Annotated in this window: 12 protein-coding genes; 8 read left to right on the forward strand and 4 right to left on the reverse strand. The window is 57.1% G+C overall.

What is annotated here, in order from left to right:
• Positions 1 to 12 precede the first annotated feature (12 nt).
• The 7 genes from CLV88_RS05370 to CLV88_RS05400 all read left to right on the forward strand — a co-directional run bounded on the left by CLV88_RS05370 (position 13) and on the right by CLV88_RS05400 (position 5,077).
• Positions 13 to 933: a sugar kinase gene (locus tag CLV88_RS05370; protein ID WP_106607348.1), complete on the forward strand. Its 921-nt coding sequence runs from the start codon at positions 13 to 15 to the stop codon at positions 931 to 933.
• Positions 933 to 1,637: an SDR family NAD(P)-dependent oxidoreductase gene (locus CLV88_RS05375; RefSeq protein WP_106607349.1), complete on the forward strand. Its 705-nt coding sequence runs from the start codon at positions 933 to 935 to the stop codon at positions 1,635 to 1,637. The genes CLV88_RS05370 and CLV88_RS05375 overlap by 1 nt, the downstream gene beginning before the upstream one ends.
• A gap of 16 nt (positions 1,638 to 1,653) precedes the next feature.
• The gene (locus tag CLV88_RS05380) at positions 1,654 to 2,181 is read left to right on the forward strand and encodes a 2,4'-dihydroxyacetophenone dioxygenase family protein (RefSeq protein WP_106607350.1); all 528 of its coding nucleotides are present in this window, start codon (positions 1,654 to 1,656) and stop codon (positions 2,179 to 2,181) included.
• A complete protein-coding gene (locus tag CLV88_RS05385) occupies positions 2,159 to 2,557 on the forward strand; it encodes a methylglyoxal synthase (protein ID WP_106607351.1) in 399 nt (132 codons plus the stop codon). Before CLV88_RS05380 ends, CLV88_RS05385 begins: the two co-directional genes overlap by 23 nt.
• A gap of 131 nt (positions 2,558 to 2,688) precedes the next feature.
• Positions 2,689 to 3,516 (forward strand): ABC transporter substrate-binding protein, encoded by an 828-nt coding sequence (locus CLV88_RS05390; protein WP_106607352.1) that lies wholly within the window; start codon positions 2,689 to 2,691, stop codon positions 3,514 to 3,516.
• Positions 3,516 to 4,346 carry an amino acid ABC transporter permease gene (locus CLV88_RS05395; protein WP_106607353.1) on the forward strand — a complete coding sequence of 277 codons (831 nt, stop codon included), beginning with the start codon at positions 3,516 to 3,518 and terminating at the stop codon, positions 4,344 to 4,346. Before CLV88_RS05390 ends, CLV88_RS05395 begins: the two co-directional genes overlap by 1 nt.
• Positions 4,343 to 5,077: an amino acid ABC transporter ATP-binding protein gene (locus CLV88_RS05400; protein ID WP_106607354.1), complete on the forward strand. Its 735-nt coding sequence runs from the start codon at positions 4,343 to 4,345 to the stop codon at positions 5,075 to 5,077. The genes CLV88_RS05395 and CLV88_RS05400 overlap by 4 nt, the downstream gene beginning before the upstream one ends.
• A gap of 9 nt (positions 5,078 to 5,086) precedes the next feature.
• Here the strand turns inward: CLV88_RS05400 and CLV88_RS05405 are convergent, their stop codons facing one another.
• From CLV88_RS05405 to CLV88_RS05415, 3 genes are read right to left on the reverse strand one after another with little or no spacing between them, the layout of a single operon-like run.
• On the reverse strand, positions 5,087 to 5,749 hold the full coding sequence (locus tag CLV88_RS05405) for a TetR/AcrR family transcriptional regulator (RefSeq protein ID WP_106607355.1): 663 nt from the start codon (positions 5,747 to 5,749) through the stop codon (positions 5,087 to 5,089).
• Positions 5,750 to 5,753: 4 nt separating this feature from the next.
• A complete protein-coding gene (locus CLV88_RS05410) occupies positions 5,754 to 7,298 on the reverse strand; it encodes a trimethylamine methyltransferase family protein (RefSeq protein WP_106607356.1) in 1,545 nt (514 codons plus the stop codon).
• On the reverse strand, positions 7,295 to 9,697 hold the full coding sequence (locus tag CLV88_RS05415; protein WP_106607357.1) for a GcvT family protein: 2,403 nt from the start codon (positions 9,695 to 9,697) through the stop codon (positions 7,295 to 7,297). Before CLV88_RS05415 ends, CLV88_RS05410 begins: the two co-directional genes overlap by 4 nt.
• 182 nt (positions 9,698 to 9,879) lie before the next feature.
• On the opposite strand from CLV88_RS05415, the gene CLV88_RS05420 reads away from it, so the two are divergent.
• Entirely contained in the window at positions 9,880 to 11,595 is a 1,716-nt protein-coding gene (locus tag CLV88_RS05420) for an amidohydrolase (RefSeq protein ID WP_106607358.1), read from the forward strand.
• Positions 11,596 to 11,597: 2 nt separating this feature from the next.
• Here CLV88_RS05420 and CLV88_RS05425 read toward each other — a convergent pair whose 3' ends face one another.
• Positions 11,598 to 12,053: a MarR family winged helix-turn-helix transcriptional regulator gene (locus CLV88_RS05425; RefSeq protein ID WP_106607359.1), complete on the reverse strand. Its 456-nt coding sequence runs from the start codon at positions 12,051 to 12,053 to the stop codon at positions 11,598 to 11,600.
• Positions 12,054 to 12,360: the final 307 nt, after the last annotated feature.

Here is a 12,360-nt window from a genome sequence, read left to right on the forward strand (position 1 = left end):
GAAGAGATCAAAATGACACCCGATATTCTCTGCCTTGGTGAACCAATGCTGGAATTCAACCAGCAACCTGACGGCAACTACCTGCCAGGACATGGCGGCGACACATCCAACTGCGCAATTGCTGCCGCACGTCAGGGCGCGTCCGTTGGTTATGTAACGCATATCGGGGCAGACACCTTTGGAAATTCCTTCATGGACCTATGGAAGTCCGAAGGCGTCGACACATCCACCGTGTCTCAGGTCGACAGCGCCCACACAGGCGTGTACTTCGTGACGCATGGCGCCGATGGCCATGAATTCAGCTATTTCCGCGCCGGTTCCGCCAGCAGCCGCATGGGTGCAGAACACCTGCCTGTCGCCGCGCTCGAACAGGCCAAAATCCTCCATGTCTCGGGCATTTCCCAAGCGATTTCCGACACCGCCGCCGACGCTGTGTTCAAGGCAATCCGCATCGTCAAAGCCGCTGGCGGCAAGGTGTCTTACGACACCAACCTGCGCCTGAAGCTATGGCCCATCGAACGCGCCACGGCCGTAACGCATGCCGCCATGGCCCAATGCGACATCGCCCTACCGGGGCTTGATGACGCACAGCAACTGACCGGCCTGACCGACCCCGACGAAATTGCCGATTTCTACTTGAACCTCGGCGCAAGCGTCGTTGCTCTTACACTTGGCGCGGACGGCACACTTGTCGCGACGCCCGAGAAACGCGAACGCGTCAAGGGCCGCCGCGTTGAAGCGGTCGACGCCACTGCGGCGGGCGACACGTTTGACGGCGCATTTCTCGCTCGCATTTCCAAAGGCGACGATCCATTTCAGGCCGCTCGCTACGCAAATGCCGCTGCCGCGCTCTCAACCCAAGGATACGGCGCAGTTGAGCCGATGCCTCACAAAGACGCCGTCGAAGCATTCTTGGCAGAGGTTGTCGAATAATGCCGCACGCAGTTATCATTGGTGGCACTCGCGGCATTGGTGCAGGTGTCGCCAGCACATTACGCGACAAGGGCTGGACATTAACCGTTACCGGCGTCAGTTCAGAAGAAGTTGCGGACTATCTCGCAGTGAACCCGCAGGACTCCGCAACTCAACTCGACGTTCGCGACACTACGGCCGTCAATGATTTTTTCGCTGGGCTGAATACTCTGGACGGGCTCGTAAACTGCGCAGGTATCCTCGCGCGGGGTGCTGAATACGATATCGACATGTTCGAAACCGTCATCGACATCAACCTGACTGGCACAATGCGTTGCTGTCTCGCGGCCCAGCCTTTGCTGGCCGCATCCAAAGGTGCGATTGTGAATACGGCTTCAATGCTCAGCTATTTCGGCGGCCCCCTAGTTCCGGCCTACTCGGCGTCCAAGGGTGGCGTGTCGCAGCTGACCAAGGCTCTGGCAGGCAAATGGGCCGAAGACGGCATCCGCGTCAACGCCGTCGCGCCAGGCTGGATCGCAACTGAAATGACCCAAGCCCTTCAGAACGACGCAGAACGCAGCGATCCAATCTTGGGACGCACCCCCCTAAAACGCTGGGGAAAAACAACCGAGGTCGGGGAACTTGCCGCATGGCTTCTGTCAAAGGATGCGGCATTTGTCACCGGCGCCATCTACCCTGTTGATGGTGGCTATTCAGCAATGTGAGCGAGGAGAAAACGCGATGCCTGTCCAAGGACAAGACCACGACCCCAGAATGCCCTACCAGCTGCCGTTCCCTCAGGACGCGCAAGAAGAAATAGTCATCCCAGAGGCCGTGGCCACAGACGAACGTATCTGGGTGCCTCAGACCGAAAACGTGTCATTCCGTCCACTGTGCCTGAACCGGTCTCAGGGATACTGGATGAACCTGCTGCGTGTGCGTAAATCCGGCGTTCTGTCCCGCCACAGACATCCCCAACCCGTGCATGGCTTTGTGCTTAAGGGGCGCTGGCACTATCTCGAACATGATTGGACCGCTGAAGAAGGCGGCTATGTCTATGAACCACCCGGCGAAACCCACACGTTGGTTGTCCCCGATGATGTCGAAGAGATGATCACCTATTTTCAAGTCAATGGTGTAATGCTTTACGTCGACCCTTGGGGTAAAACCATGGGATACGAAGACGTCTTCACAAAAATTGACATGTGCAGAAAACACTACGAAGACGTCGGACTCGGAGCTGACTATGTCGAACAATTTATCCGGTGATACATTGCGGGTTGCACTCGTGGCCCACGACCAAAAGAAAGACGCGCTGGTCGCTTGGGTTGAAACAAACGCCGAGCATCTCGAATCGGCGCAACTCTACGCCACAGGCACAACCGGGTCACGCATCAACGATGCGTTGCCCGTTCTCAATATCCATTGCCTCAAAAGCGGCCCCTTAGGCGGCGATCAACAGATCGGCGCACTGATCTGCGAAGGAAAACTGGACGCGCTTTTCTTCTTCATCGATCCCATGTCGCCAATGCCACACGACGTTGACGTCAAAGCGCTGAGTCGCCTCGCGATCGTTTACGACCTGCCATTCGCAAACAGCCAGAGCACAGCCACTTACGTGCTCAAGGGCCTTCTTAACGGTTAAGGCAGCCGCAGACTTTGCCGCGTACTAACCTGGCAACCGTCTCTCCCTGACTGTCGGATCGATTCAATCACTGGACATTCAACGCGTCTTCCCGTTTCCTTGGAGCAACCCGTGAAACAAGAGGTATTTCCATGCGCTCAACTCAGTTCCTGACCGCCCTAGGCCTAACAATCTGCACTTTCCCCGGCATCGCCCTCGCCGATGGGCACTGCGCCGCCGGAAAAACACTCGAAGACGGCAAGCTGACCATCGCAACCGGGAACCCTGCATATTTTCCTTGGGTAATGGATGACGCGCCGGAATCAGGCCAGGGTTTCGAATCCGCTGTTGCCTATGCCATCGCCGCGGAGATGGGTTTTGAAGCTGACAATGTTGTTTGGGTGCGCTCCGGCTTTGACGAATCCATCCAACCTGGCGCAAAGAATTTCGACTTCAACATGCAGCAGTTTTCGATCACCGAAGACCGTGAAAAAGTAGTCGACTTTTCAATGCCTTACTATTCTTCGGCCATGGCTGTCCTAACCACACAAGGCGTGGTTGACGCGGGCGCGGAAGCAAATCTTGCCTCACTCAAATCCCTGAAATGGGGGGCCGACGCCAACACCACAGCCGTGCCGCTTCTGATGAACCTCGTCGCGCCCGACAGCGATCCATTGCTCTATAACGACAACACCGACGTCACCGCCGCTATTCAGGCTGGCCAGATTGACGCCGCCCTCTTCGATCTGCCCACAGCACTTTACCTTTCGGCGGTTGTGGTCGAAAATGGCACCCTGCTGGGCCAGTTTCCCGCCGACCGGTCCGAAAACCCGGACCAATTTGGTGCGCTTATGGAAGAAGGTTCGCCCCTCAAGGCCTGCGTTGACGAGGCAATCACGGTCCTTTCAGAAAGCGGTGCATTGCAGCAGATCGAAGCCAGCTGGCTCTCTGAAACAACCGGTGTACCCGTAATCAAATAATGACGACACCATCATCCGGCCTGACCCGCCGACAGGAATATGAACGCCGCCAGCGTCGACGCTCGCTCGTCATCGCTGGCTCGTCCACCGCTTTGATCATACTTGCCATCGTGCTGCTGGTGCCATTGGCACCAGGCTGGGAACGTGTGCAAAACAGCTTTTTCAACGCAGAGGTCTTTGCCAAGTCCTTTCCCAAGTTGCTCAGCGCCTTTCTCGTCGATGTCGCTATTTTCGCATGGTCTGCACCTCTGATCGCCATTCTCGGATTGGCCATCGCTCTGGCCCGTGACGTGCGCAACCCGGTCCTCTACCCTCTACGCCTCTTCGGTATGGTCTACACCGACGTGTTCCGCGGTGTCCCTGTCGTGCTAGTCGTATATCTGATTGGCTTTGGCATACCGGGTCTTGGCTTGCCCCGCCCGTGGAATTCACCTTACATCTGGGGCACTGTTGCTCTCGTGCTGACCTACTCGGCCTATGTCGCGGAAATCTTCCGCTCCGGCATCGAAAGCGTGCACGCCTCACAACGCAGCGCTGCCCTGTCCCTAGGTCTCAGCAGCTCAGACTCAATGCGCTTTGTGGTTCTCCCCCAAGCCATCCGCCGTGTGATTCCGGCTCAGATGAACATGCTGATAGCCTTGCAAAAAGACGTCGCCCTGCTCTCCTTCATTGGTCCGGTCGAGATTTTCCGGCAGGCCGGTGTTTTCAAATCCCTGCTCGCGAATTTCACACCTTATGTCGTAGCCGCTCTGATCTTCCTTGTGATCACCGTCCCGACAACCCGTCTCGCAGATCACCTCATTTCCAAACAGAACCGGGCCCGCTCGTGAAACTCCGCCTCGATCAGATCAAGAAGACTCTCGGCAACCGTCTTGTGCTGGATGGCATCTCGTTGGATGTGTCCCAAGGTGAAATGATCTGCCTGATCGGCGCGTCAGGGTCTGGCAAATCGACCCTTTTGCGCTGCATTAACCTGTTGGAACCATTGGATGATGGCGCGATCTGGCTGGATGGTCACGACATCGCAACCCCCGGCCTTGATCCGCAACCGGTGCGCCAGAAAATTGGCATTGTTTTCCAGTCCTATAACTTATTTCCACATATGACAGCCTTGGAAAACGTTCTCCTCGCCCCACGCCGTATCACCAAGAAATCACGCGCCGACCTGATGCCGCATGTTGGCGAATTGTTTGAACGCTTTGGCCTGTCCCAACATATGGACCAATACCCCGATCAGCTCTCTGGCGGGCAACAGCAACGCGTCGCGATCGTGCGCGCATTAGCGATGAAACCCGAGATCATGCTCTTTGACGAAATCACCTCAGCCCTTGATCCGGAACTGGTTGGCGAAGTTCTCGAAGTCCTCAAGGCACTCAAACGCGAAGGCATGACCATGATCCTCGCGACCCACGAAATGACCTTTGCGCGCGATGTGGGTAATCGCGTCTGTTTTCTCGATCGCGGGCGCATCCTAGAACAGGGCCCGCCGGAACAGGTGTTCAACACCCCCAAGGAACCCCGCACGCGTGACTTCCTCGCCCGTGTGCTAAACCGCGGCTAGGGTCGGAAACTACTCCCAGAAGCTCTGCGCATAGACACTAAATTCCTCAATTTCGTCCGGACGTGCTTCAATCCCTGTAAACGTCAACAAATAATGCGGCAGCAGCCTCAGCCGAAACGCGACCGGTTCATTCAGCTGCGCCAGATCATAACCGATCTGCATATAATACAGCACCCGCGCCCGCGTAATAGCTTCCAGCTCATCGTACCCATAACGACAAAACATCTTGGTTAATGCATCCACACGTTGCGCGTCGGACTGGTCCAGCAAATCTCGCACCTTGTCCGACCGACGCGCCCAGTCCCTAATTGCAAAATCCAGTGCCGTATTGAACAACGCCGGGTTCACCACACAGCGATGCACGTTGCACACCGCCGCAGTGATCGTTGCCGCCTCGGCCTCTGCCTGCCGGATCAACGCCCCGGTATTGGTCGCCTGCCAATCGGCCAACAACGCGTCGAGCAGCTCCTGACGGGACTTGAAATACCAATAAAACGAAGATCGCGACACGGCCATATGCGCGGCCAAATTCATCACTTTGACCTGCTCTACCCCGTCCGAAACCAATACATCGCGCGCGACATTCAGCCAATCGTCACGCGTGACTTTGACATTGCCACCCAATGGCTCGGCTTCGGGATTATCACGGTGCAGGACTGTCTTGGAATTCATGGCATCAACTTTCCGGTGGGGCACCCCCCTCGGATATGCGCCGCTCAATGAACCGATGCAAGTCATTCAACCCACTTGCCTTCGGTTCCGGAGCTGGAGAGTTAGCCACGATGTCTTGCCACAGCGCCGTGGCGCGCTGATTGGCATCTTGTGCCCCCCGCTCTGTCCATGTTCCAAAATTGGCGTAATCGTGCAAAAACGGCTCGTAAAACGCGGTCTGATACCGCTCCATCGTCTGTGGCGCGTCAAAGAAGTGACCGCTCGGCGCGACTTGGGTCAATGCAGTGTCATAGCCAATTTCATCCGCCCCCGCCTGTGCCCCAGCACACAGCTCGGCCACCATATTCAACACTTCGGCGTCGCAAATCATCTTCTCAAACGACACTGTTAACCCCCCTTCCAGCCACCCGGCGGAATGGATCACAACACTGGCCCCAGCCAACAGGCACCCCCACAAACCAAACTGGTTTTCGTTTGCGGCCTGAATGTCATTGCTATTCGACGCAGACCCGGCCGCAGAACGCCACGGCAGCCCAAGGAACCGCGCCAACTGTCCAGCCGCCAAAGACGCCTGAAAATGCGACGGCGTGCCAAAGGCAGGCGCGCCGGACTTCATGTCTACATTTGATGTGAACGTACCGTAGCAAATCAGCGCTCCAGGCGACACCAACTGTGTCAGTGCAATTGCTGCCATCGCCTCGGCATGGCTCAACGTGATCGCCCCGGCCACCGTGATCGGCGCCATCGCCCCCATCAACGTGAACGGCGTCACGATCGACATTTGCCGCATCCGGGCAAAATCAATCAGCCCCTGCGCCATCGGAATGTCCAATGTGCGCGGACTGTTTGTATTGATGATCGTATAACTATGCGGCGCGGCCCGAAACGTCTCATCCGAAAGCCCGCGCGACATGCAAAGCATCTCGAAACACTCCATCACCTGCGGCGTCCCTCGTGAGAAAAAGAACGGAAACTTGTCCGTCAATTCCACCTGCGCCTTGGTGGTAAAGTAATGACGCTCATGTGGTGGAATGTCCTGCGGCTCGACTTGCGGCGACACCATCTGGAAAACGTCAAAATGATGGGTCATCTTCAGGAAATCGATGTAATCCTGTCCCGTCGCTGGCCTGCGCCCCTTCACCAGATCCGTCGCATTTGGCGCACCCGCCCCTGGTTGGAACACAAGACTGCCCAGCTCCAGAACAAAGTCGCGGTTTCGTGCGCCCGCACGACATTCAATCGACTTTGGCGCCGTCGCAATCGCCGACTCGATAATATCGCGCCCAATATAGACCATGTCGTCGTCAGAGACGCGCGCCCCCGCTTTCGCGAATATGTCGCGCGCCTCGGGCAGCAAGACCCGGATGCCCATCTCTTCCAACAGGCGCAACGCGCTTTCATGCATGTGCGCGATCTGGTCCACCGCAAAAACATCCATCGTCGCGAACGGGTTCTTTAGCTGGCGATAGTTGACCTCGCGCTTGGACGTCCCACGATCCTCCTGCGATTTGCGCCGGCCTCTGCGCCGCTCTGGCCTTTGGCCGTTCATGCTCTCATGGCCTTGCCCGCCGGATCATAGGGCGATGCCTCAATAACACGCGCGGTCCGCTCAACCCCAACAATATGCACACTCAGTTCACTGCCCACTGCCGCCTTGGCCGGATCAACCAGCGCCATGGCAAGGGATTTCTTCAAATGATGCGCATATGCGCCAGAGGTCACAAAGCCTACGCGTGCACTATCCGACCAAATCGGCTCATACCCGCTCGCGTCCGCATCCGCCGCATCAATCTCCAGCGTAACTTGAACCTGCGCAGGCCCATTCCCGTTACGCTCAGAAATAGCCGTATCCTTGCCGATGAAATCTTTGTCCCAATCGATCCAGCGATCCATGCCAGTCATGCCCGGCGTGTACCCTTGCGTGAACTCTGCCGACCAAATACCGAAACTCTTCTCAATCCGCGTGCTCAGCATGGCGTTAAAGCCAATTTCGCGGATGCCCAAGGGCTCCCCCGCCTCCAGCAACATCCGCCGCAGCGCGATGTGATCGCCATATCGACAGTTGATCTCATAACCTTTCTCGCCGGTAACTGACATCCTCGCCACTTTGGCCCGCACCAGCCCGACATCAAACGCGCCGCATTGCATGAATTTCAAACCCGAAATGTCCTGCTCCACCACGCACTCCATAACTTCTTCGGATTTGGGGCCAATCACCGCAAATCCGCATATCTCTTCTCCCAGATCACGCAGGCTGACGCCCTCCTCCATGTGGTCATCAAACCACCGCATATGCCACGCGCGCAGGTAATAACTGCCCATGATCCAAAAGGAGCCATCCCCCCAGTTCAAAACCGTCAGATCACCCATAAGCCGCCCGGTCTCGCTCAACATCGGCGCAAGCTTTGCCCGCCCTGGTGCTGGCAACTTGCTGGCCATGATCCTGTCCAGCCACGCTTGTGCGTTTGCCCCTGAAACTTCGAACCGCGAGAACCCGGTAATATCCAACAGCGCCACACCCTCGCGGATGGCTTTGCACTCTTCGGCAACAATCTCATGCGCATTCGAACGTTTCAGCGTCGGCGTCTCTTCGAACCCCTCAGGCGCAAAGTAGAGCGGCACCTCTAGGTCCCAGCTGACGCCCCATCTGCACCCCGCCTGTGTCATCCCGTCATGCGCCGGCGCCATCTTCAGCGGCCGCCCCGCAGGCAATTGTTCATTCGGATAGGTCATCACGAACCGGCGTGAATAGAATTGCCCGGTGGTTTCTCGGATATAGCGCTTGTTCTCGGCATAGGTCCCATATCGCGCCACATCCACCCCATAGACATCCGCCTCTGGCTCGCCTTCTATGATCCACTCCGCCAGCGACTTGCCAACGCCCCCGCCCTGCAAGAATCCAGCCATCACCGCGCAGGCCGTCCAATATCCGCGCTTGCCCGGCACCGGACCAACCAACGGGTTGCCATCCGGCGAGAAAGTGAACGCTCCGTTCACCCACGTCTTAATGCCGGCCTCTTGCAAACAAGGATAGCGCTCAAAGCCAAGCATCAGCTCATTCTCGATCCGCCCCAGATCCTCCTGTTGCAGTTCAAACCCATAAGACCAAGGCGCACCGTCTTCCATCCAATGGTCATACTCAATTTCGTAAATCCCTACGAGCATCCCATTCTGGTCCTGCCGCATATACGTGAACCCCTCAAGATCCACCGTCATCGGCAACTCGTGATCCAGCGCGGCCACCTCCGGTATGCCATCGGTAATCAGATAGTGATGGTTCAACGGGCTAACCGGCAGCTCAACCCCCGCCATGCGGCCCACCTGCTTGGCCCACAATCCAGCGGCATTAACAACATGCTCGCACCGGATCGTGCACTTTTCGGTGACCACTTCCCATCCCTCAACCGTTTGGTTCAACTCTAGAACCCGGTTATTCTCGACCACGGTCGCGCCACGTTTCTTAGCCGCTCCGGCATAGGCATGCACGGTCCCGGTCGTGTCAATATACCCCTCGCGATCTGCCCACAGACCGCCCATAATACCGTCCCCCGACATGACCGGATTCAACGCAACCGCCTCGTCTCGTGTGACCAACCGACAATCATCAATGCCTATCGTCTGGAAAACGCGATAGGCCGATTGCAACCATTCCCAGCGCTCTGGCGTTCCCGCCAGCGTCAATCCACCAGTCATGTGCATCCCGACAGATTGCCCACTCTCCTTCTCAATTTCACTCAGCAAATCAATGGTATACGCCTGTAGTGACGCGATATTCGGATCAGCATTCAGCGCATGAAAACCACCCGCCGCATGCCATGACGACCCCGCCGTCAGAATTTTGCGCTCGATCAGACACACATCTGTCCAACCCATTTTGGCCAGATGATACAAGACCGACGCCCCCACGACGCCCCCGCCTATAACAACCACACGGTAATGCGAATTCATACGACCCTCCCCAGCGTGAACGCACTCACGCTAGACACACTGTTCACTTCTGTCTAGACATTTATGTACAGAGCCTCCTCCACGAAACAGTAACCGCAAAAACCCGCTCTTAGACCAATTGGCAAATTGACACGCGACAGCACGGGCAATCACACTCATGGCGCATTTCAAGGACCTGTCGCATGACTCATTTTAGCCGCCTGATTTCCGCGCTGATCGGCGCAGCCGTACTCGCAACACCCGTTTTGGCCCAAGACATCGCTGACCGCATTTACACAGGCGGTCCCATTCTCACAATGTCCGACCATGCCCCCCGCGCCCAAGCCGTCGCAGTGAAGAACGGTCACATACTCGCCGTCGGTTCACTATCTGATGTACGCCCACATTGGGGCGACAGCACGCAGACGTATGACCTCGCCGGGCGCACCCTGCTGCCCGGATTTGTAGACAGCCACGGCCACGCCGTCATGGGAGGGCTTCAGGCACTTTCCGCCAATCTACTGGCCGCGCCAGACGGCAACGTATCCGACATTGCAAGCTTGCTCGACACATTGCGCGGTTGGACCGCTGACCATCAAGCGACCGTTGACGCAACCAATCTCATCGTTGGCTTCGGGTACGATCAATCCCAGCTGGCCGAGCTGCGGCACCCGACCCGCGCAGACCTTGATCAGGTCTCAGCCGACATTCCGATTATCATCGTGCACCAATCGGGTCACTTCGGCGCTGCAAACTCGGCAGCGCTCGCTCTGGCTGGCATCACCGCTGATTCTGAAAATCCCCCCGGTGGCATCATCCGCTTTGACGATACCGGCCTGCCCAACGGCGTTCTCGAGGAAAACGCATTCTTCATCGTTCTCGGCGCACTGCTCGACGGCCTCGGCGAGGAAGGCTTCAAATCCTTTGCCCGCGCAGGTGTCGATCTCTGGGCCAGCTTTGGCTACACCACCGCGCAAGAGGGGCGTGCCACCCCTCAAGTCGCCGCTATTGTCGACATGGTCGCCGCCGAGACACCCTTGCCCATTGATGTCGTCGTGTACGCTGATGTACTTGTGGATCGCGAATTTGTCGCTCAAAACCATGGTCATGAGTACCAGAATCGCGTGCGTATTGGCGGCGCCAAGCTCACAATCGACGGTTCACCCCAGGGGTTCACGGCTTTGCGCGACCGGCCTTACTATGATCCGGTGGGCGACTATGCGGCGGGCTATCGTGGATACGCTTCCGCCACGATGCAGCAAGTCACCGACGCCATTGACTGGGCCTTCGCCAATAACGTTCAAATCTTAACGCACGCCAATGGTGAAGGCGCATCCGACATGTTGATCGCCGCCGTAGACGCCGCTACCCTATCTCATGGCGTGGCTGACCGCCGCCCTGTCCTGATTCATGGCCAATTTCTGCGACCGGATCAGGTCGACAGCTACAAACGCCTCGGCGTTTTCCCGTCCCTCTTTCCTATGCACACATTCTACTGGGGCGACTGGCATCGTGATCACACTGTTGGGCCAGAAAATGCTGACAATATTTCACCCACCGGTTGGTTGCGTCAGCGTGATATGATCTTTGGCACACACCACGATGCGCCCGTGGCCTTCCCAGACTCCATGCGCGTTCTCAGCGCCACGGTGACACGCCGCACCCGCTCAGGTGACATCCTCGGCCCCCATCAGCGTGTCGATGCAATGACCGCACTCAAGGCGATGACAATTTGGCCCGCGTGGCAACATTTTGAAGAGGGCAGCAAAGGATCACTGGAGCCTGGCAAGCTTGCCGATTTTGTGATCCTGTCGGATGATCCAACGGCCGTTGATCCCGAGATTCTTGCAAACCTCAAAGTGCTCGCCACAATCAAAGAAGACAAGGTGGTGTTCGACGCCTTGAAGCGAGACGAATAGGATTAGCCAGTGCGCGGCAATAGCCGCGCCAGCAACCCGACCAGCGTCTCGCGTTCTTGATCAGACAGCGGGGCGAGGTTCAGATCGTTCACCAGCCCGACCGCGTCATACAAACGCTCAGCCAACTGATTGCCCGCTTCCGTAACATGAACTGCGTGAGCTCTGCGGGAATTTGGATGCGGTCGCCGTTCGATCAAACCGCGCTCCTCTAATCCGTCCAAAGCGCGGCTGATGACATACGCCGGACGATGGTAGTATCGTCCAATTTCCGCCTGGCTCAACGGGCCATGCTCCAGAGCAACCATCAGGACCGGGAAATGCGGCAGGCTCAATCCCAGTTTCTTAAGTTCGGCTGTAAGGCGCTGCTGGCTCTGGTGAGAAACCTCTTGAACCATCCATCCGAAGCTGGACAACCTTACCCGACGTGCGTGTTCTTCCGCATTCATACGTCTCGCCATAAGGCCTTCATCACCTTCTCGCAACAATTGCGTGATTTGATAACGAAAATGCTACAAACCGTCATATCGCGCGCCACAACTCAGTCACCCCTATCAAAATTACCAGCTCAAGGCAGAGGCGAGCGCGCGCTCGGTCCCTAGCACGCGGTCCAATTATGGCACCTACGCGATACCGACGAACTACCGACGCAATACCGACGTGCCATTTCACGACGAAACGCCCGATGTCTGATTATCGCAATTCGCGCACACGTCTCGTGCGCTGCTCCTCTATTTGAGGCGCCCAGAAGGTACTGTAAGCTATCCC

Origin of the sequence: Shimia abyssi, assembly GCF_003014475.1 — a bacterium.
Lineage (GTDB): Bacteria > Pseudomonadota > Alphaproteobacteria > Rhodobacterales > Rhodobacteraceae > Shimia > Shimia abyssi.